The organism is [Scytonema hofmanni] UTEX 2349, from assembly GCF_000582685.1.
Lineage (GTDB): Bacteria > Cyanobacteriota > Cyanobacteriia > Cyanobacteriales > Nostocaceae > Hassallia > Hassallia hofmanni.
The window spans coordinates 160909-182527 of the sequence record NZ_KK073768.1; the positions used below are offsets into that span (position 1 = coordinate 160909).

Consider the following 21619-nt stretch of genomic DNA (forward strand, 5'->3'; position numbering starts at 1 on the left):
TTATATATGTACTTCCTAAACCTGAAATCTGCTGTAAATTCAAAGTTTTGGCGATTTTTGCGTCATATCATGTCCTAATAAATAACCATAATAAAAGAACCCCACCCGCCTGTGGCACCCTCCCCGCAAGCGGTGAGTCCACTCGGCGGTGTCGGTTTCCGTCCCGTCGAAGTGGCGAGGCAGGAGGGGGAGGGTTGGGGAGGGGTTCTTCATCAATTATGGGGATTGCCCGGACATGATATTACATCTAATTAGAAAGAGCCGGCAATCATTCCTCCAAGGATAATAAAACCAATCCAAACATTTTGTTTAAACATTTGAGCGTAAACATCATTAGGAAGGTCTTTTTTAATTAATTGAAGATATTCCCAAACCCAGGCAACAGCAGCAATTGTAAGACTAATCCAAAATGCATACTTAAGATGCATTAAAACACCTAACCAACTGAGAAAAAAGATGGTTGCAGCAAAGAAAATTCCAATGGCTAGAGGTGCGCGATCGCCAAAAAATAAAGCGCTAGAATTAACTTTAATACGCCGATCATCTTCGCGATCGCTCATTGCGTAAACTGTATCAAATCCTAATGTCCACATCACAGTCGCACCCCAAAGTAACCAAGTTGGTTGAGAGAGGTTTTGCGTCACGGCACTCCAACTAATTAATACACCAAAACCCCAAGCGATGGAAAGCACTAACTGCGGTACAGGAAACACTCGTTTCGCACCGGGATAAAGCAGAATTACGGGTACTGCTGCCACACATAACCAAAAAGAAAGCGGGTTAAGATAAAAGGCAAGAACTGCTGCACAAAACATCGCAACAATTGCAATAACAATACCAACCTTTATCGAAAGCGCACGAGAAGCAAGAGGACGCAAGCGAGTTCTTTCTACCTGCGGGTCGATGTCGCGATCCCACAAATCATTCACAATGCATCCAGCTGCACTTGTGGCGATCGTTCCTAAAGCGATGACAGCAACTAGCGGTAAAGGTGGTTTCCCTGAAGCTGCCAAAAACACAGCCCAAAGAGCAGGTATCATCAAGATTAACCGTCCTTCTGGTTTGTGCCATCGCAATAGTCGGATAATCACAAGCCACATTGGTTCGGTGTTGCTTTCTGGTGTCGTCAGCATAGATGGGAAAAATAACTAGAGAGAGATGAGTTAATACATCTTTACATTTATAGAATAACGCTGTGTGCAACTTTCTCACAAACCTAACCCCCAACCCCTTCCCTACAAGGGAAGGGGAGCAAGAATCAAAGCCTCTCTCCCTGTGGGGGAGAGGAATGGAAGCGGGGTTTCAAGAATAAGTCGCACATCGCGTATAGAATAGCTTTATTTGCTATTTTTGACGCTCCCTACGGTGTAGACACAAGTCGTCCTCAAGAACAACCGCCTCAGAATGAATTCTGAGGCTAATAGCTAAAGTCGTCTAAAGACGACTGAACAAGGGTTTGAGTCCACTTAAGTGGAATGCGTGCTATTAGCCCAGAAATTTATTTCTGGGTGGGTGATGCTGCTAATCGAGATTGCTGCAAGATATCAGAACCGGCAAATTGCCAGCATCGTACTACAAAAACAAGAAGATGCTTTTACCAATGTACAGTTTTGCGTAAAAGCGTAGCGTTTTTAAATGCATCGGGTCACAATCGAATTGTGTCGAGTCACAATCGCATTGCAGGGTGTTGCCAAATTTAATTTCCTACGAATTAATCAAATGCTGTACTTGGTATAATATTGCATAAACTCATGTTGAAAATTTATCAGGAAAACTCTGCGTCACTCTGCGTTTACCTCTGCGCTCCTCTGCGTTAAAAAACGCTACGAACTGATGGAACGGTTCGGATAAGGATTTTTGATAAAAATTATAGATCACAAAGACGCGATAAATCGCCGTCTCTACAAAGGACTGATTATTATAGCAAAAAGCTGTTTGAATGCGATTAAAATCGCACGGGTCGCTTGTATCTCAGCCCTTTTAGGGACTGAGCTTTACGCTAACCAGGAAACTTGTAAAATAGATAAGGTAATTGAGCATCTATTGAGCATTAACAATAGTATAAAATCATGCTCAAAATATAGGGTACTGCATTTAGGGTATTTGAGCATCTACATTGGAACATTAATTAGGAATTCTTACTCAAAAGTATTAAAAATACGAAATATGGGACTTAATTTAGTTTCAGCTAGCAGTGAGAGTACTCCAACTCAAACAGTTGAGCAACACCGGATTATTGCTGCGATTGACTTAGGGACAAATTCTCTGCATATGGTAATTGTGCGGATTGAACCAACATTACCAGCTTTTAGCATTATTGCTAGAGAAAAAGAAACTGTGAGATTAGGCGATCGCAATCTCAAAACTGGAGAGCTTAAACCAGAGATAATGGAAAAAGCGATCGCTGCTTTGGGACGCTTTCAAGAAGTTGCGAAAACTCTCAATGCCGAAACAACAATTGCGGTAGCAACTAGCGCTGTGCGGGAAGCACCCAACGGTAAAGATTTTTTGCAAAGGATAGAATCTGAATTGAGTTTAAACGTTGACTTGATTTCTGGTCAAGAAGAAGCACGACGCATCTACTTGGGTGTATTGTCGGGGATGGAATTTAACAACCAGCCTCACTTTATCATCGATATTGGCGGCGGTTCCACAGAAATAATTTTAGGCGATAGTCACGAAGCGCGAGTTCTCACCAGTACTAAAGTTGGTGCAGTGCGATTAACGAGCGAGTTAATTACTACCGATCCCATCAGTAATGCCGAGTTTCAGTACTTGCAAGATTACGCACGGGGTACATTGGAACGTTCTGTAGAAGAAGTGCAAGCTAACATCCAGATGGGAGAAACTCCCCGTTTGGTAGGAACTTCCGGCACTATTGAAACTTTAGCGCTAATCAACGCACGGGAAAAGTCTGGTTCTGTCCCAGCAACGCTTAACCGCTACGAGTTTAGTTTAAAAGATTTGCGGGAGTTGGTCAATCGCTTGCGGAAACTGAATTACTCAGAACGGGCAGAGATTCCGGGAATGCCAGAGAGACGGTCGGAAGTGATACTTGCAGGTGCCGTAATATTACAGGAAGCAATGACCCTTTTAGGCGCTGAATCGCTGACAGTGTGTGAGCGATCGCTGCGGGAAGGTGTAATTGTAGACTGGATGTTGACCCACGGCTTGATTGAAGATAAACTGCGTTACCAAGGTTCGGTGAGGGAGCGGAGTGTTCTCAAACAAGCAAAAAAATACAACGTTAACTTAGAACATAGCGATCGCGTTGCCGAATTTGCCCTGTCGTTATTTAACCAAACTCATGGTAAATTACACAATTGGGGTGCAGAAGAAAGAGAATTACTATGGGCAGCGGCGATTTTACACAATTGCGGTCATTATGTCAACCATAGCGCTCACCACAAGCACTCTTACTATCTAATTCGCAATGGGGAGTTACTTGGTTATACAGAAACAGAGATAGAAATCATTGCTAATTTAGCGCGTTATCATCGCAAATCACCGCCGAAGAAAAAGCATGAAAATTATGCTAATCTACTGCACAAAGAAGACAGACAAATTGTCAGCAAATTGAGTCCAATGTTAAGATTAGCAGTTGCACTTGATCGAAGGCAAATTGGGGCAATAGCACGAGTGGAGTGTGAATACAATCTGGATTCTCAGGAATTACATCTGCATATTTTTCCATCTCAACCTGATGACGACTGTGCCTTAGAACTCTGGAGTGTGGATTTAAAAAAAGATGTCTTGGAAGCAGAATTTGGGTTGAAATTAGTCGCTACCTTGGAAACCTCTGCTGTCGCAGTTAGCTAGATAAAAGTAGGGTGCGTTAAGTAGGTGCAACTGACCCTAATAATAGGCTTGGTTTTTGTACCCGCCACAGAGTATAATCCCTCCATACCATGATTATCTGAGAAAACGCTGAGTTTTAACTGAACTTATTCTCAGCATAAATTCATGAAAATCATGGTTTGCTTCTCAGATGAACTTCAGTAGTAACTGAGATGCTTTAATCAGTCGAAGGATAACTCAAAAACGAGGAGTAACGAATGAAACTTACATCTATTCTTGCAACCGCTGCCCTAGTAGGTTTTTCCACATTTTCCAATGTTCCCTTACAGGTAATTAATCCTTCACTAGCTCAAGTATCAGCTCAACAGCCCGGTGAAGGTACAAGCTTGACTGTTGACCAAAAGATTTCCATGATCCTCGCAAATAAGGGTAAACCTGAGAGTGCCCAAATGATGCGGGAATACTTTCCCAAAGAGCTTTCACCAATAGGGATTCAACCAGGTGGTGCAGGTATGGTAGTTAGCCTTTATAGCAAACAAAGTAATGTAACCTTCTCTTTATGTACAATGTTCGATGTAGTTGTAGCGGCAAAGAAAGGTAGAATAGCTAAGTTCCCACCCGCTGAAGTAAAATAAGGCACTTGCCAAGAAAAAAGATACCAGCGCTCACATCCAACTCCACCACACACAATCAGCAATTCAAATATAGGGCTGGTATCTTTTAGACATAGAAATTAAAAAAGAATGTAGAGACGCGACATGTCGCGTCTCTACATTGATTCTGGATAATGCATATTTAAATTCGCTCAATGTCTAATAAATACTTTGTCAAAAGATCCATTCATGAGTGATATCATGTCCGGGTAATTAAGATTAATAAAAACACTACAACAGTCCTAGAGACGTTCCGGCGGAACGTCTCTACAGTATATGTAATTTGTCGGACATGATATGAAATTATTCTAACTTTTGACTCATAACTGCTTCAAGAGGAATGGTATAACATTTAAACTAATAATTAACTGATTTTTAACAGACTCGATCGCCAAAAATAAGAAATCATGAAAATGTCTAAAATTGGTGTTCAACGCTTAGAAAATCGAATCCCCAAGCCAGTGGTTCGTCCCCAATGGGCATCTTTAGTAATGCTGGGTGCGATCGCTATATCTGCTGCAATAGTAGCGGCATGGTTTGCAGGGGAAGGCGTTATCAGTCATATTTTTGCTCATATTAACGTCCTGCAAACTTCGCCACCAATGTGGCTAGAAGCGCCAATGGTAGCAGGAAAGTATCTGGTTGCCCCAACTATTATTTTACTAGCGATCGCGTTAGTAATTATGAAAGTTTCCCCAGTACCTCGCCCTCGCTCGCGATTTCTAGTGGCAGGAATTCTGTTGGTGTTGACTATCCGATATCTTGTTTGGCGATCGCTTTCCACTCTCAACTTGAGCAACCCTCTAAATGGTACCTTCAGTTTGGCTTTGTTTTTCTTAGAAATGCTGATGCTCACTAGTAATTTGATTCAGATTTTTTTGATGCTGAAGCACAAAGAGCGTCCTTGGGAAGCAGACGAAAAAGCAGTTGCTGTAATTGAAGGCACTTTCACGCCCAGTGTAGATATTTTCGTACCAACTTACAATGAACCACTGTTTATTTTGCAGCGGACAATCATCGGTTGTCAAGCTCTGGACTACCCAAAGAAAAAAGTTTATTTGTTAGATGATACCAAACGTCCAGAAGTGCAAGCCCTGGCTTTAGAATTGGGTTGTGAATACATGACCCGCTCTGATAATCGTCACGCCAAAGCGGGGAATTTAAATCATGCGATCGCTCGTACTGACGGAGATTTAATTGTCGTTTTTGATGCTGATTTTGTCCCCACGGAAAATTTTCTCACCCGCACAGTTGGCTTTTTCCAAGATGAACAAATTGGCTTGGTGCAGACACCGCAAAGCTTCTACAACTTCGATCCCATTGCCCAAAATCTGGGGTTAGAAAACATTCTCATACCAGAAGAAGAAGTATTTTACCGCCAAATTCAACCGCTTCGCGATAGCGCAGGCAGTGTAACTTGTGCTGGTACTTCTTTTGTGGTAAGGCGAAGTGCATTAAAAACAGTTGGCGGTTTTGTTACCGACTCTCTCAGCGAAGATTACTTCACCGGTATTCGACTTTCGGCACAAGGCTATCGCTTAGTTTACTTAGATGAAAAATTGAGCGCAGGTTTGGCAGCTGATAACATGGCAGATCAAGCAACTCAACGTCTGCGTTGGGCGCAAGGTACACTCCAAGCATTTTTCATTGAAGCGAATCCTCTCACCATTCACGGATTGCGACCTTGGCAACGACTAGCGCACTTCAGCGGATTGCTACACTGGTTTTCGAGTATTTCCCTTGTCGGTTTTTTGATTGCACCTTTAGTTTATTCGTTTTTGGGAGCGATCCCGATTAGAGCAAATCCCTCAGAAATGCTGTATTACTTTTTGCCCTACTATGTGGTGCAATTCTCAGTATTTTCCTGGCTAAATTACCGCAGCAGTTCGGCATTATTGTCAAATATCTACTCAGCTGTACTGGCATTTCCCATTGCATATACGGTAATTCAAGTCATGCTGAATCCGTTTTCTCGCGGTTTTAAAGTGACACCAAAAGGAACTGGAAGCGATCGCTTTTCTTTCAACTGGAAACTAGCCTTACCTTTGATTGTATTATTTGTTGGCACGGCAGTCAGCTTATGGCGCAACTTAGGGATATTTCTCCTCAAAGGTGCTTGGCAGACAATGCCATTAGAAGCTGCCCAACAAGTTAAGGGACTCGGTTTAGGTTGGTTGTGGAGCATTTACAATCTAATTGTCCTTGCTATTGCCTTGTTGGTCTTGCTAGATATTCCCAAAACTGACCCCTACGCTTGGTTTGACTTGCGGCGTACCGTGCGCTTAGATATAAAAAATCATGCTGAAAAAAATGTTTCTCTGTGGGGGATAACCACAAAGATTTCCGAAATAGGAGCGGAAATTGCCTTAACACAAGCGGGTTTGCCGGAAATCAAGCCAGGAGAATTCTTACCCCTAACTTTGGAAATTATGGAGGCAAAATTAACCTTGCAAGGCATTGTTACGCAAACTAGCTTTCAAGAAGAATTTCCCACAGTTCGAGTCATGTTTGAAGAGGTAAACCTGACTCAGCATCGTTCCTTAGTAAAAATGCTGTTCTGTCGTCCTGGTCAGTGGCGGCGCTCATTGGCACCCGGAGAGTTACAATCTTTATGGTTGTTATTTAAAATTTTGTTCAAACCAAGAGTGTTATTTGGTCGCAATGCTGATACAAGTGCGATCGCAGTTGTCAAAGGCTGATCCGGGGAGCGGAACGCACACTAGACTTCTTGCAGAAGTAGGGGAAAGGGGAAAGGGAAAAGGGCATGAAAAAACATACATTTATAGACTTTTGCAAGAGGTCTACTTAACAAGAGAAAATGCTGAGTAGAAGCTTAGTTTTATTTGCAGATAAATTCAGATTAGTTTCACTACCAATTGGGATGCTTTCTTTAGTGGTGATTTCCGAAAAGTACCGTAGTCTTTTAGAGGTGTGATATGGAAGTAAGAGATGTGATGTTGCTGCTGCATCCTGCGATCGCTGTAATTGTCGTTTATCCTTTAATTGGTATCGTCGTCAACCGCGCTTTCCAAGTTCGTCAGCGACGCTTAGAAACTGCAACAGAGGGTAAGAGTAAAATTCCCCCAGTTGTCGGACAAGAACATGTTAAATTAGGACGCGCTTTGACAGCAGCAGTTGTCGGGATTGTTTTAATCGGGTTGGCTTTCAGTATATTTAGCCACATCTTAGAAAAACAAGTTTGGACAAAAACTCCATTTAAAGTCATTTTAATTACCTTATTTTTTGTCGCAGCGATCGCTTCATTAGCCCTGCTTTATAAAGCAACCGATAAGATGTGGCGGGGGATTTTTGCTACCCTTAGTGGGATAGCTATAGTGATAGTTGGTTGTCAGGATGGTGTCTATCGTCAAGATAACCAATGGTATATTTCTCACTACTATTATGGTGTTGCTGTCGCTTTCTTGATGATTTTCTCTCTAGCGATTTTGCCAGATATCTATAAAGATAAAACAAATCGCTGGCGTAAAGTTCACATCGCTTTAAATTCTATCGCTGCGTTAATGTTTATCGCCCAAGGAATTACAGGAGCGCTGACATTAGTGGAAGTTCCTTTAAGTTGGCAAGAATCCTATGTCCAAAAGCTTTACGAACAACAGTGCCAAACTAAACCCTGTACAATCCAAGCACCAAATATGGCTCCGAAGCCTTAAAAAGGGGACTGGGGATTAGGGATTGGGAAGATATCTATAAATACCCTTCAGTTAAGCCCCAAATCCTTGTAGAGACGTAGCAATGCTACCTCTCTACATACCATTTTTTACTATACTTTATAAATCGGCATTTCTTCATGACAGCGGCTACAACGCCAGTATACTCCTTGCGATCGCATGTGACGAAGCAAAACACCTGAACAGCAAAGGCAAGTATGTCTGCCCTTCATGGATTGTTTAAGGGTCATGGAGGCAGTTCCTTGGGTACAAATAGGGATTAGCCAATCTGACAATTGATTATTTGGTAAAGCGATCATATACAAAACCTTGATTCAATTGGATTGATAATCCTGGTTATGGCGATTCTCGGTTGTGTACAATACATTCTGACGGGGCATTCCTACGTTTGCCTTACGATTTATAAATTGCACGCGATTGAGAACCGCTTTATTAACTAGCATGACAAGCTCTGGTTTGATTTCCTGAATGAATTGATTGATTACGATACAAAACGCAACGAAGATTATTTGTCTTTCCCAGCAAACAACCCCTTTCCCTTTACCCTTCCCCCTTCCCCCTCTTCAAGAATGCCATTCCCTGTCCTCAAGTTCCTTTGTCGGCAATAATAAGCTAGCTTCAATTTCCTGGCGAATTGCAGGTGTTACCTCACAATTACTATTCAAGCAATCAAGCAGCAGCTGATTCGCATCGTAGTAGCGTTGCAATGCTTCCTGTTGAGTAGTGCTAAAATTCCAGTGGTGATGAATATGACGATAATTAGCGATCGCCTTGTTTAACTGTTCCACCCAAGTTGAATGGTTTGTCTGCCACCATCCTTGAAACCGTTCTTGGTTTTGATGAGAATTGGGAAGTTCATCTTTGAGTTGTTGGAGAGACTTATAAAGTCCAGCATCCAGAACCATAACCAGAATATTGGTAAGTGCCTCTCCACAGACATAGGCATGGGCAAAATCTTGGCTGCGGTCTACAGCACACTCTACCAGTAAGTCATCCAATGCCGCATCTAGAAACATCCCCTGGTCAAGGGTGCTGGCAAGGGTAAAATGAGAAGCCAGGTGAGGAGTCCGGGCAAGAGCAAGGTAAAAGGCTCGAGATGTCGCCACCAAAGGTGGCGACAGCGTATCCTTTGATTTTTGGCTTGCCCAGGTCAAAAACTCTTGTAAGTAAGGGTCAGAGCCTACCAGTCTATCAATCTGTTGCTTCATTAACTGCATCAGCGAATCTGCACTCCGGAGCATACCAGCCGTCAATAGAAAGATTTCGTACCAGTGAGGATCGTTAATGTGACTCACCAGTCCAGAGAGAGCTTGCTCGAATGCTTGTAAGTTATGGCTGGCAACGATGTTTCTCGCTGTGAAGTATTCTTGAAACGCCAGAGAGGAGAAGGAGAACACTCCCCGCGCTCGTTCTGCCAGTAGCCCATGTTGCGCTTCCATCGCCTTCAGCGCCGCTTCGCTTTCTAGTTCCAGTTCCTCTGGCTCGATTGGAGCATCGGTCAGATTACGAATATAGTCCCCAATGTATTGCTCAAGAACGCGTTGCTCAAAGAAGTACTGACCCTTCTCAAACGTCGCTGCTGCAATCTGACTTAATAACTTTAGCTTTTGGGGTAATAAAAACCCTTGGTAAATCTCATCCCGCTCAACCCCTCTGGCTTCATCCCATTTACCTAAAAGCAAATCTAGCCCTTGCTTATAAAAATCAGTCCGCTTACTGGGAAATTTTCCCTGACCATGAAACACCCAGCAAGCAAGATGCAGAAACAAAGGTGTGACGACGAGTCGGCGAAATTGCCAATTTGAGGGTTCGTCCAGCTTTTGAATAAACTCAACTCCCTGCGCTTGCCCATCGGTAGCGTTTGTCTTGGTGAATGTCACAAACCATTTATCAGCGAAGGCTTGGATTTGTGCTTGAGTAAACGGGGCAATCTCAACATCGGTAAAGCCTCGAAGTCTGAGCTTTTGAGATGCCGTTCGACAGGTTGCCACAAACCGATTTTTGTGATAATTGTCGGAAAAAGAGCGAATTTCTTTTAAGACAGCATTGCTCTGTTGCTTAAGAAGTTCATCCATCCCATCAAGCAACAGCAACACTCTCCCTGCCTGAAGTAAGTTTTCAATCACGGAATTTTCGGTAATTCCAGAGGTGATAAACTCCTGGTGGATGTAATTTAATAGACTTAAGTCGCTGCTTCCCCGTGATTCCGCAAAATTCCTCAGTGTGATAAAAACAGGAACTTGGTTTGCCGCAAATGCGCCTCGGTTACACTGAATTGCAAGATATTGTAAAAATGTGGTTTTACCTACCCCTGGTTTGCCTAGCACCCTCAGCTTGGGGTAGGTTTCTACTGCCCGCATACCCGGTATTTGTTTCTCGTCAACCTCACCCAAGCCAAAGCGGTCAAATTGTTCTGGACTAAGCTTTTGCAGGTCAGCTATAGTTGACCACTGAAGGCTTTCAATTTCCTCCAAAATATTGACATCAATATATATGTCATCGATTCCCACAGGATGACTGATATCCAATAACTGCAAGATGCCGCACTGGTCTTGAATTTTGTCTTTGCGTTGCGATCGCACTTGTTGCACCAACCCATCAATATTCAAGCCAGTAAGCTGCACGAATTCTCTTCTTTCAGAAAATTCTGCTGGGGGATTTTCCGCAATCTCTCGCCAATTTAATTCCAATACAGAACAAATTTCAAAAAAGGTATGACGCTCAATTGGTCGTCCACTGAAAAACCGCCAAATGGGTTGTCGAGTTTTTAAGTTGACTTCAAGCGCTAAATTTTCCTGAGTCCACCTCTTGCGAGCAAACGCTTTTTTAGCCTGTTGAATGCCGCTGAGTGATGCTTCGAGCGATCGCTTAACCATGAGGCAAAACACCAGAATATTAAAATGTACAACTTAAACTTTCATTAATAAAAATTACGCACGCTCTCAAATTAACCATAATATGCATGACCATATTTGGTTGTTTCAGGTACTGCAAAGCAGTGAACAAAGGCTAAAATCCTAATTTGTGTTTCGTGTATATGTATTAGGCATCACTCCTAATTAATACAATACTTCGATTTTAAAGCTTTTTCCATGCTAAAAACCTTCGGCTTTATTTAATTTAGACAAAAATTAAGTATTTTAATTGCTAAAAGTGTCAAAATAAAGCTCTTAAAAATTTATATATACTGAAATTAATGAGGTTAACTTGTGGAATTCATCCCTTAAATAGTTGACTAATGTTCATTTTTGTGATTACAGGTATAAGTCAAAGACTCTGAATAATAAGTTGTAGGGATGTATTATTGATTTCTCAAGATTTTGTGATGAATTCAAACACTATTAACCCATCTTATACATTTCAAACATTTGCCAATACCTGATTTCAATCACCCATCTGTCATATTTGAAATTGAAACATTCAAAGGGTGTTGATGAATACTTGCTAGCTTCACAAATTATTTCCAGGGCAAAACTGTATGAGTATAACTAAAAAAAACTTTAGCCAGTGAAACAAATGATGCAATCAGCCAGAAAAATTCTCGTAATTCAAAATGATACCAAGACTCGTAACATGTACTTGGACAGTCTTGCCACTGAAGGTTTTGAAACGATCGCGGCAGAAAACGGTGTTATTGGCATCCAAGAAGCACAAGCGCATTTACCAGATTTAATACTTTGCGACATTTTTATGCCTCTTGTTGATGGTTACGGAGTGCTGGATACCCTGAGAGAAGATCCCGTGACCGCAATTATCCCCTTTATTTTTATCAGTGGCAGCGGCACAAAGACAGACTTCCGCAAAGCTATGGATGGGGGAGCAGATGACTATCTGACCGAACCTTTTACAGTGGAAGAATTGCTAAACGCGATCGCACATCAACTGCAAAAGCGAATTGCTCTGTTAGATTATTACGCAAGCGAATTCGAGTCAGCTTTCAAGTTAGAGCAAACAGCGATCGCAAATCCTAAATTCTCCTTCCCCTGCGTTCCCCAACTCAAAAAAGTTTTCGACTTCATCGAAGCTCATTATCACCAAGGAATTAGTCTGTGTGATGTTGCTGAAGCAGTTGGTTATTCACCAGCTTATTTAACTAACCAAGTCGGAAAGCTGACAGGAGAAACTGTAAACCGCTGGATTGTCAAACGCAGGATGATTGCGGCTTGTTTACTGCTGCAAACCAAGAACCAGACAATCGAGGAAATCGCCACATCACTAGGCTATCAAAATCCGTGTCATTTCTCCCGCCAATTTCGCCAACACTACGGATTCCCTCCCCAGGTTTGGCGTAGTAAAGTCCATCAAGCGGTTGATGTATGAAACCTGCACCCCATAATGGATGGTTTTCTTGTAACGATTTGAGTGTTTTTAATACAACCGATACAACTTATACGTTTTTAAAGAGTTACTCAAACAAGATTTCTAACATCAGGGTGTCATGCTAATTGTAATTATTCCAGGCAAAAAGTGCAAAAACCTTAAAATTCTCTCTCTAGAAAGCAAAGCTGCCATCGCTTGCTGTGGACAATCATCACAAGTCTTTAAGCAAAAACCATATGAGTTTTTAGGGGAGCCACAATGTATCTAAATAATGTATTTTCGACTAATCTTTCATCTCTTCAAGGGCTACGAGTACTCATTGTAGACAATAATGACGATTGCCGTGTGATGCTCTCGGTGCTGCTGAAATGGTATGGTGTCCAGGTGCAAACAGCATCTTCAGTTAAGCTTGCTTTGGAAATATTTGGACAATGGCAACCTGATATCCTCGTGAGTGACATTGCCTTCCCTGGTGAGGATGGCTATGCCTTAATTCAGCAAGTGAGAAACAAAGCGGGACGAGGGGAATTAATGATAGCCATTGCTGTGACAGGCTATGACAGTCAAAACATGAGTCAACGTGGTCTTTGCGACGGGTTTGATTTGTGGTTCAGCAAACCCCTGGATATTGATGAGTTTGTGGCTGTGCTTGCCTCTTTAGCGACTTCTCAACGGTCTTCATATGCGATCGCTCAACGCATTTTGGATGTCTCTACATATACTGAGGCGATCGCGAAACTCGAAAAGCAATTAAATCTGACATTTCCAAGTTAGCATCACCAATCTGGGAGGGGGAAAGGGGAAAGGAAAAAAGGGCAAAGGTGAAGAAGTTAAAAATAAGCGCTACTAACCCCTTCAAGAACACGATGAGCTTTTGACACAAAATATTTTATCAAAAAAGGATCAGGATTTATGCTTCCCGAACTTAAACCCGAATACTTTGAGCTGACGATTGAACAGAGGTTTATGCTCTCATGTTATAACGAGAAGATCAAGGAAATTCCCCTAGAAATGTTACAGGCAAGTTTCTTAGAAATCGCCTGTCTATTAATGATTAAAGATAATTTGATCCGAGCTTTGATAGCAGAGGTAGGATAATCAGCTAGGAAACGCTATATTACCGTTGACGATTGCAATAGGCTACCAAAAGTACAAATAAACTCATTCCCACAAGATATTTAAGTGGATTTGGTACGCTAGGGTTGGGAGAAAAAAAGCCTTCGATAGTACCAGCGATTATCAACATTGGGATAATGCCAAATAGTAATTGCACTGCCAAAGAACCGTAAAATTTGAGTGCGTCACGACGGTTATATTTTCCGGGAAATAAAATTGCTCTGGCAAGTAAAAAACCCGCACCACCAGCAAAAAAGATGGCGGGTAATTCTAGGGAACCGTGGGGAAAAACAAACGCCCAAAAGGGATAAGCAAGGTTATTTTGACCGACTAAAGTGGCAAGGGAACCAATTAATAAACCATTGAACCATAACAAAAATGTGGTGTAAATTCCCCCTGTCATCCCACCTGCGATCGCACCAAAAGATACTGATAAGTTATTAATCGTAATATTACTTGATGCTAAAGGTTCAATTCCGACTATTGACCCTATCCACAATTTATGCTCATCTCGTACCTGGGAAATTAAGCTTTCGGGGACGAGTAGTGATATAAAGGTGGGATCTTGCCACGCATACCACCAACCAATTAATGCTCCCAACAAAAATGTCGCAGTAGCGGCAGCGATGTAGAAAAATGTTTGCTGCACCACTGCTGGTAATCCCCAACGATAGAATTGTACCACCGCTTGCCATTCTTGTCGCCGGGAACCTTGATAAATCTGCGTATAAGCGCGAGTTGTCAAAAAATGTAAACTTTGCGTCAAAGTATTGCCTACTTTCTGAGTTTGAGCGCGGGCTAAATCTGCTGCCACTGAACGGTATAAACTCGCTAACTCTCTAATTTCCGTTGCTTGCAGTGACTTGATTCCTTTTTTTTCTACTTGTCTTAATAAAGCATCTAGACGCTGCCAGTTTGGTTCTCGTCGAGAAATCCAACGTTGAATATTCATAAACTTTGGGAATACTTAATTGAAGTTATCTTAAGATAGCTTCAAATTCCCAACTTAATTTACAAGAGAATTTGGCATTATGTCTTTTAATCACGGTTCTCCCAGCCCAATACAACCACTTAGCCTCGGTAATGTCGTCAGTGCCGGAATCCGGCTATATCGTTCTCACCTCAAATCTTATCTTAAACTGGCATTCAATGCTTATGTGTGGATATTTGTACCAATTTATGGTTGGGCAAAATGTGCAGCAATTTTGGCTTTAATATCCCGGTTAGCTTTTGGTGAATTGGTCGATCAACCGGAATCTGTTGAAGCAGGTCGCAGAATCGTAAATTCGCGCATGTGGCAGTTTTTTGTCATGGGTTTGTTAATGACTTTAATTTTCATTGTTTTAATGATTCCCTTTGCTATTTTTATTGGCATCGTTACCGTTTTTTTTGTTGGCAGTATTGCCGCAGGTGTAAGTCCAAATCCTGCCACTATTCTGGTCATTTCTTTGTTAACACTTATTTTGATACCACTTTTCTTTGTTGCTGTGCTTTGGGTACAAGCTCGCTTTTTTGTTGTGGAACTTCCACTAGCTATTGAAGACAATATTGATGCAATATCTACAATTGGTCGCAGTTGGGAATTAACAAAAGGACATGCTTGGCGAATTGTAGCGATTTTATTTGTCGGTTATTTAATTACGATACCGATACAAATCCCCTTTACTATTCTTAGCACTATTATTCAGGGAATTTTAGCATCCTTAGCTCAAGAAAATCGAGGTTACGCTGCTCTTTCGCAACTATTGAGTATTATTATTAGTTTAATAAGTGCTGCGTTGATTGTACCGTTTTGGCAGTCAATCAAAGCAGTGATTTATTATGACTTGCGGAGTCGTCGGGAAGGGATGGGATTGAAGTTACGAGACCGGGAAATTTAAACATAAGTATACAAACTGCTATGCACTTATTCAACCGAATTAAATTCCGCACACCAGAAAGTGTAGAACTAGAATTTACTCTTGCCGGCATCGGTAATCGTGCTTGGGCATTGCTAATTGATTATCACGTTTTGGCTGCAATAATGACGGTGTTTATTGTTGTCTGGGTGACAGTTGCTGTGCAGTTAGAGAATTTCTGGAAAGGGATTTTTGGCAATCAGGTGAGTTTGTGGTTAATAGCGATCGCTTTCATCACCGGTTTTTCTATTTACGCAGGTTACTTTGTCTTCTTTGAAACTTTATGGCATGGTCAAACCCCCGGCAAACGCTTTGCGAAAATTCGCGTTGTTAGAGATGATGGTAGACCTGTTGGCTTGCAACAAGCAACATTACGGGCTTTGCTTAGACCAGTTGATGAGTTTTTCTATCTTGGTGCTTTATTTATCATCTTTAATAATAGCGAAAAGCGCGTAGGTGATTTAGCTGCCGGCACAATTGTAATTCAGGTTCAAAGACCGATTGCATCAACGACTTTGACAATTTCTGAACAAGCAAAGCCGATATATGAGCATTTGCTGCAAGTTACCGATTTATCAGCATTATTGCCCGATGACTTTGCTGTTATTCGCGAATATTTACTTAGACGCGGTGTCATGTCAACAAAAGCAAGAATGAATCTGGCTTTAGAATTGACTAAGCAAGTTCAAGACATTATCGATTTAGAAAAGCTACCAGAAAACGTTGTCCCCGATGTTTTTTTGGAAGCTGTTTATTTGGCTTGTGACATGACTCTGGGCTAAAGCCACAGAGCTTCTAAGAATCACTTCTTAGTCTTCCTAGTTGCTCCCTTACGGGTTTTCGACTTTGACCTAGACTGAGACATCTCAATCCCCGGCAAACCGTCTGCATAGGCGTTTTGGATTCCCGACTGTCCATCGGTACTAATTAGCTCTATTCCTCTATTTCTAATTACTTGACCACTAGCAACATCTCTATCAGTCGTGTAATTACAGCTATGACAATGATGTACCCTAACACTCAAGTCTTTTTTAACTTCTGCACCACACTCAGGACACTCTTGAGAAGTCCTCCTAGAATTAACTTCACTAAAGAATTTACCCCGCTTCCAACAAACGTACTTGGTGATAGTTCGGAATTGTCCAAACCCTGCATCAAGCATCTGTTTCCCAAGCATCCCTTTAGCCAGCGTTTGGTAATCCAAATCTTCCATAAAGATCATATCACCAGCGTCACAAAGGGCGTGGGCTTGCTTGAAGTGGAAATCTTTACGAGTGTTATCAATCGTGTGGTGAAGTCTAGCAACTTTGATACGTTGTTTTTCGTAATTCTTAGAGCGCTTGGTTTTCCGAAAAAATCTGCGTTGCAGCAATTTCAGCTTGCTTTGCATGACTTTCAGAAACTTAGGCGATTTTACGAGAACGCCGTCACTAGTTGCCAAAAACTTTTCAAGCCCGACATCTACCCCAATCGAGTGTCCATGTGGCATTGGAGAGGGAACGCTGACATTACATTGAATGTTAATGGAGGCGTACCAAATACTTACCTTGTTGATTATCCGAACTTGTTTAACCACAAATCCATTTGGAATTGGGCGATGCAAGTTGATTGGAATCAACCCCAGTTTAGGCAGTGCAATGTGTACCCCAACGACGGGATTCTCTTTGAATTGGGGAAACAACAAAGACTTGAATTGCCCAAACTTTTTAAATCTGGGGAATCCATGCCCAATTTTCTGAAAACCCTCCCAAGCTCGGTGCAACTGTTTGATAGCTTGCTGCAAAACCTGACTTGGTACTTCACTCAACCCTTGGAAATACTTTTTTAGCTTTTGGCAAAGCATTAAGTTGGCTCACTTCGCTAGGGAAAGGAGCATCCGCAGCCATGATGTACTCATGACTAATAGAGCATCTGTCAACCATGCATTTCCGGCTATTGCACCAGTCCTTAATTTCTCGCAGCCCGTAATTATAGGCAACGCGGCAAGTGTCCATCCACTCAAAAAGCAACTGTTCTTGAGTGATATTCGGATAGATTCGATAGCGGTAATTCATGGTTAGCATTCCACTATTTTAACATATTTAGTGGAACCTGTAGCTGTAGTAAATATAAACCGGTACTAAAGGACGGGGTTTTAAACCCATTTTTCTGATAAAGAAACTGGGGATTGGGGAGTAGCGAGTGGGGAATAGGACGTGTTTTCATGCCGACACCCTAGAAGGGTGCGGCTATACAAACGAAGTCCGCCTGCGCGGACTACCAAAAAATAGGTTTTTAGCCCACGTAGGTGGGCTTTGTTCGTATAGCCTTAGGCTTCCAGCCTAAAGGCTTTTGGGGTTTGAAAACACGCCCACTACCTCTCAAGAACAACTTCCCCCTTTATCTCCAATCACCTTGCAAAGTGAAAGCTGCCCAAAAGTAAGGATTTTGCCACTCCTTCTGCTGCCACAGTTGCAGTTGTGCATCCCGCAAAGCAGATGTGGGAGACTCTCCTCGCAAAATCGCTTTATAAAATAACGGCATTAATTGCGATGTTCCTTCATCGTCAACCTGCCATAAAGAGACTACAGATCGCTTTGAGCCAGCATACATCAATCCTCTTGTCAACCCCATCAACCCTTCACCTTTGACATTTTTACCCAAACCGGTTTCGCAGGCACTCAAAACGACTAACTCGGCGCCCAAATCTAAGTTGAAGATGTCTCCTAAACGCAGATAACCTTTTTCAAGTGGTTTACCTTGTTTATCGACTAGGGAGAGGACAATTCCCGATAACTCAGGGTTGGTAGTATCGACAATACCGTGGGTAGCGAATTGCAAGAACCGATATTGTTTGAGTTCTTTGCTGGTTACGAAGTTGTAATTGGCATCAAAATCATAGGCATGTATGCTTTGGGAAGGTGATACAAGTTTGAGGATTTTTTCAGCTTCTTCGCGTGTACCTGGTAGAGGATCTAATCCGTTACGCTTGAGGTTTTTTAACGCATGTTGCAAAGTCAAACCGTCAAGGTTGAGTTCCCGTGCTTCGGCAGGATCTTTGCCTGTGACTCGCTTATCGTTAGCGGCAAATACCGGATCGGCAAGGATTGCAAGGGTTTTGGGTGCGGTTTGACGTTTGTTTAATTGTTGTCGCTGGGTAGCGATCGCAGTTACGGATGGTAAATTGACGATTTGATGGTTAACTAGAAGAGGCTGATAAGTAGTAGTTGATGTAGCGGATGGTTCTGCTAACGCTGCAAAGGGAATATTTTGCAAAACTCCATCAGCAACAATTACCAATCGCTTTTTGCCTAACTTGTTAGCGACGGGTGCGAGAATTATTTGGGAGAGTTGGGAAGCAGGCTTAATTATTTTATCAGGATTATTTCTGTTGATTAGCTTACCACCGAGAACTATGGCTTCTCGGAAATTATTTGCAGCATCCTCGATTTGTTTCTGTGCGGGGAGTTCGTAGGAGTCGAGAGAATCCGGTGTGACTGCCCAAAGATAGCTGCGATCGCTTCCTAAGGAATATTGTAACAGCAGGGTGTCTTTATCGAGTTGTTGCTGAATTTGCCGCAGTTTTAAAGGTTGTGGATACTTGAGTTCAGCATATTCTGGGTTGGTGGTGCGGATTTTGGTTTGCAGTTCGCGGTATTGGTTGAGGAGATTTTCGCGTTCTTTCTGGCGTTGTTCGATAGAATTTTTAAGGATGGGGTCTTTCTGGCTTTGTGACTCTAAGTTTTGTATTAGTTTCTCTGTGGCTTCAATTCGTTGTAATAAGCTAGTTTCCTGTTCTAGTAGTTGGGGGTTTGCACCTTTGCGGATTTTGGCATTTGCTTCGGTTAACAGTTCGATTAGTACCCTAGCACGCGATCGCTCGTTGGTATCAAGAGCCAAAGCATCGTATCTTTTGGATGGGTCTTTTTTATGCAGTTGCATCAACAGGTCGATTTGGAACTGGTAATAATCCTGCACTGATGCAAAATAGGAAGTGCGTAAATCTTGTCTATCGATTTTGGTGCGTAAATCTTCAATGATAGCGATCGCAGTTTCGATATGCGTGAGTGCTGCTTGTAAGTTGTTTTTGCTGCGTTCCAGGTAAGCGACATTGAACAGAGTATCAGCTTCACCACCTTTGTCCCCCACTTGACGAGACAACGGCAGTGCTTGGTTGTAATACGAAAGTGCTTTCTGTTTTTCTCCTAAATCTGAGTAAACTTTCCCGATAAAAAGGAATGTAATAGCTTCCGACTTCTTATCATCTATCTGTCGGTATAGTTTCAGCGCTTCTTCCCATTTCCCAATTGCCTGCCGTAAAGATTCTGCTGTCCCTTGCTGATATAGTTTGAATCCCTCATCATATGCTCGTTCGGCTGCTGCGCTGGTTGCTTGTTGCGATTTTGGTTGCTGCTGCGCGATTTTCAATTCGTAGCGTCCAGCAGCTATCCCCACATCAGACAGCAACAGCAGACTGATAAATACAGCAAAGGTTCGATGGGTAAAAACTTGGATATTCCAATGTTCGTTTTTTATTTCTTTACCCATAACTGATTCCCCTCTGCTCACTGTAATTATTAAAACCTACAATTACACTTATTTCTCACGCTTTCTTGCTTATGCACTCAAGGTATTTTTGCACGACGCGCCCACACCCTGGAAGGGTGCGGCTATACGTACAAAGGCTGCCTTCGCAGCCTAAAATCTCTTCAGCCCACGAAGGTGGGCTTCGTTCGTATAGCTTAATGTATTTTTGCACACGCCCACACCCTGGAAGGGTGCGGCTATACGTACAAAGGCTGCCTTCGCAGCCTAAAATCTCTTCAGCCCACGAAGGTGGGCTTCGTTCGTATAGCCTCAGGCTTCTAGCCTGTAGGATATTAACAATGCCCAATGCCCAATGCCCAAAAGGAAGGAATTATTAAAAGAAAAATCTGGCTCTCGATTGTGAGATACTCTTAAATAGGTGGAAATGTGCCGAAAGAATTAAGATGAAGCTGGCAGCAAGAGTAAGTCAAGTATCCCCTTCGTTAACCTTAGCGATCGCAGCCAAGGCTAAGGCAATGAAGGCAGAAGGTATCGATGTTTGTAGTTTTAGCGCTGGAGAACCGGATTTTGATACACCGGCTCACATCAAAGCCGCAGCGGTAAAAGCTTTAGATGAAAACAAAACCAAGTATGGTGCAGCTTCTGGTGAGCCAAAGTTAAGAGAAGCGATCGCTCACAAGTTAAAAATTGACAATCATCTCGATTACAAAGCAGAAAATGTCATCGTCTCTAACGGCGGTAAACATTCTCTCTACAACTTAATTGTTGCACTAATCGACCCAGGCGATGAAGTAATTATTCCCGCTCCCTATTGGCTAAGTTATCCAGAAATGGTAATTTTGGCGGGTGGTATTCCGGTGATTGTACATACAGATGCTTCCACAGGTTATAAAATTACACCCGCAAAACTGCGAGAAGCAATCACACCCAAAACAAAGTTATTTGTCCTCAATTCCCCCTCAAATCCCACGGGGATGGTATATACCCCGGAAGAAATCAAAGCTATAGCAGAGATAATAGTTGAAAAAGATATACTTGTTGTCTCCGACGAGATTTATGAAAAAATCCTCTACGACGGTGCAGAACATTTGTGCATCGGTTCGTTAGGTAAGGAGATTTTCGATCGCACTATTGTCAGTAATGGCTTTGCGAAAGCTTACTCGATGACCGGATGGCGGATTGGTTATCTAGCTGGACCAATCGAAATCATTAAAGCGACAATCACCATCCAAAGTCATAGTACATCGAATGTGTGTAGCTTTGCTCAATATGGAGCGATCGCAGCATTAGAATCTTCTCAAGACTGTGTAGAAGAAATGCGTCAAGCTTTTGCCAAACGTCGGCAAGTCATGTTTGATAGACTTAACGCTATTCCCGGTTTAACTTGTGAAAAGCCAGATGGTGCATTTTACATGTTTCCCGACATCAGCAAACTCGGTATCAAATCCCTAGAATTTTGTGACGCTTTGCTAGAAAAAGAGCAAGTCGCAGTCATTCCCGGAGTCGCTTTTGGTGCCGATAACAATATTCGTCTTTCTTACGCTACCGATATGGCAACAATAGAAAAAGGAATGGATAGATTAGAGAAATTTGTGCGATCGCGTATTTAGTCAACAGT

The 21619-nt window shown here is 42.3% G+C and carries 20 protein-coding genes; 12 read left to right on the top strand and 8 right to left on the bottom strand.

The features are described 5' to 3' along the window. The first annotated feature begins 111 nt into the window (after positions 1–111). Positions 112–255: a hypothetical protein gene (locus TOL9009_RS46935; RefSeq protein ID WP_186227491.1), complete on the top strand. Its 144-nt coding sequence runs from the start codon at positions 112–114 to the stop codon at positions 253–255. Here the strand turns inward: TOL9009_RS46935 and TOL9009_RS0105940 are convergent. Beyond that, complete coding sequence (locus TOL9009_RS0105940; RefSeq protein WP_029631818.1) at positions 252–1133, bottom strand: 4-hydroxybenzoate solanesyltransferase; 882 nt, start codon at positions 1131–1133, stop codon at positions 252–254. The two genes, TOL9009_RS46935 and TOL9009_RS0105940, sit on opposite strands and share 4 nt — an antisense overlap. Before the next feature lie 346 nt (positions 1134–1479). Here TOL9009_RS0105940 and TOL9009_RS46940 point away from each other — a divergent pair, with 346 nt between their 5' ends. The 5 genes from TOL9009_RS46940 to TOL9009_RS0105965 all read left to right on the top strand — a co-directional run bounded on the left by TOL9009_RS46940 (position 1480) and on the right by TOL9009_RS0105965 (position 8122). Continuing rightward, a complete protein-coding gene (locus TOL9009_RS46940; protein WP_186227492.1) occupies positions 1480–1626 on the top strand; it encodes a hypothetical protein in 147 nt (48 codons plus the stop codon). A gap of 540 nt (positions 1627–2166) precedes the next feature. Next, positions 2167–3819 (top strand): Ppx/GppA phosphatase family protein, encoded by a 1653-nt coding sequence (locus TOL9009_RS0105950; protein ID WP_038296196.1) that lies wholly within the window; start codon positions 2167–2169, stop codon positions 3817–3819. A 236-nt stretch (positions 3820–4055) separates the two neighbouring features. Next, positions 4056–4433: a hypothetical protein gene (locus TOL9009_RS0105955; protein ID WP_029631820.1), complete on the top strand. Its 378-nt coding sequence runs from the start codon at positions 4056–4058 to the stop codon at positions 4431–4433. Positions 4434–4864: 431 nt separating this feature from the next. Continuing rightward, the gene (locus TOL9009_RS0105960) at positions 4865–7150 is read left to right on the top strand and encodes a glycosyltransferase family 2 protein (protein ID WP_221928639.1); all 2286 of its coding nucleotides are present in this window, start codon (positions 4865–4867) and stop codon (positions 7148–7150) included. A gap of 237 nt (positions 7151–7387) precedes the next feature. After that, the gene (locus TOL9009_RS0105965; RefSeq protein ID WP_029631823.1) at positions 7388–8122 is read left to right on the top strand and encodes a DUF4079 domain-containing protein; all 735 of its coding nucleotides are present in this window, start codon (positions 7388–7390) and stop codon (positions 8120–8122) included. A 110-nt stretch (positions 8123–8232) separates the two neighbouring features. Here the strand turns inward: TOL9009_RS0105965 and TOL9009_RS43135 are convergent, their stop codons facing one another. From TOL9009_RS43135 to TOL9009_RS0105970, 3 genes are all read right to left on the bottom strand, one after another. Continuing rightward, entirely contained in the window at positions 8233–8439 is a 207-nt protein-coding gene (locus TOL9009_RS43135) for a hypothetical protein (RefSeq protein WP_072022102.1), read from the bottom strand. A gap of 15 nt (positions 8440–8454) precedes the next feature. Further along, positions 8455–8583 (bottom strand): hypothetical protein, encoded by a 129-nt coding sequence (locus TOL9009_RS49055; RefSeq protein WP_260675851.1) that lies wholly within the window; start codon positions 8581–8583, stop codon positions 8455–8457. A gap of 120 nt (positions 8584–8703) precedes the next feature. Continuing rightward, positions 8704–11016 carry an NACHT domain-containing protein gene (locus TOL9009_RS0105970; RefSeq protein WP_029631825.1) on the bottom strand — a complete coding sequence of 771 codons (2313 nt, stop codon included), beginning with the start codon at positions 11014–11016 and terminating at the stop codon, positions 8704–8706. Between the two features lie 640 nt (positions 11017–11656). On the opposite strand from TOL9009_RS0105970, the gene TOL9009_RS0105975 reads away from it, so the two are divergent. The 3 genes from TOL9009_RS0105975 to TOL9009_RS0105985 all read left to right on the top strand — a co-directional run bounded on the left by TOL9009_RS0105975 (position 11657) and on the right by TOL9009_RS0105985 (position 13558). Continuing rightward, positions 11657–12460, top strand: coding sequence for a response regulator transcription factor (locus TOL9009_RS0105975; protein WP_029631827.1), 804 nt, complete (start codon positions 11657–11659; stop codon positions 12458–12460). A 258-nt stretch (positions 12461–12718) separates the two neighbouring features. Beyond that, a complete protein-coding gene (locus TOL9009_RS0105980; protein WP_029631829.1) occupies positions 12719–13234 on the top strand; it encodes a response regulator in 516 nt (171 codons plus the stop codon). Between the two features lie 138 nt (positions 13235–13372). Beyond that, on the top strand, positions 13373–13558 hold the full coding sequence (locus TOL9009_RS0105985; RefSeq protein WP_029631831.1) for a hypothetical protein: 186 nt from the start codon (positions 13373–13375) through the stop codon (positions 13556–13558). A 19-nt stretch (positions 13559–13577) separates the two neighbouring features. Here the strand turns inward: TOL9009_RS0105985 and TOL9009_RS0105990 are convergent, their stop codons facing one another. Beyond that, positions 13578–14528 (bottom strand): stage II sporulation protein M, encoded by a 951-nt coding sequence (locus TOL9009_RS0105990; RefSeq protein WP_029631833.1) that lies wholly within the window; start codon positions 14526–14528, stop codon positions 13578–13580. 79 nt (positions 14529–14607) lie between these two features. On the opposite strand from TOL9009_RS0105990, the gene TOL9009_RS0105995 reads away from it, so the two are divergent. Then, a complete protein-coding gene (locus TOL9009_RS0105995; protein ID WP_029631834.1) occupies positions 14608–15456 on the top strand; it encodes a DUF975 family protein in 849 nt (282 codons plus the stop codon). 20 nt (positions 15457–15476) lie between these two features. After that, entirely contained in the window at positions 15477–16256 is a 780-nt protein-coding gene (locus tag TOL9009_RS0106000) for an RDD family protein (protein WP_029631836.1), read from the top strand. Positions 16257–16276: 20 nt separating this feature from the next. Here TOL9009_RS0106000 and TOL9009_RS38325 read toward each other — a convergent pair whose 3' ends face one another. The 3 genes from TOL9009_RS38325 to TOL9009_RS0106010 form a co-directional block, all read right to left on the bottom strand. Continuing rightward, positions 16277–17281, bottom strand: coding sequence for an RNA-guided endonuclease InsQ/TnpB family protein (locus TOL9009_RS38325; RefSeq protein WP_242055417.1), 1005 nt, complete (start codon positions 17279–17281; stop codon positions 16277–16279). Further along, complete coding sequence (locus tag TOL9009_RS49060; protein WP_242055419.1) at positions 17274–17528, bottom strand: helix-turn-helix domain-containing protein; 255 nt, start codon at positions 17526–17528, stop codon at positions 17274–17276. The genes TOL9009_RS38325 and TOL9009_RS49060 overlap by 8 nt, the downstream gene beginning before the upstream one ends. Before the next feature lie 325 nt (positions 17529–17853). Continuing rightward, complete coding sequence (locus tag TOL9009_RS0106010; protein WP_084763136.1) at positions 17854–20001, bottom strand: CHAT domain-containing protein; 2148 nt, start codon at positions 19999–20001, stop codon at positions 17854–17856. A gap of 443 nt (positions 20002–20444) precedes the next feature. Between TOL9009_RS0106010 and TOL9009_RS0106015 the strand changes: the two genes are divergently transcribed. Further along, entirely contained in the window at positions 20445–21611 is a 1167-nt protein-coding gene (locus tag TOL9009_RS0106015) for a pyridoxal phosphate-dependent aminotransferase (protein WP_029631840.1), read from the top strand. Positions 21612–21619: the final 8 nt, after the last annotated feature.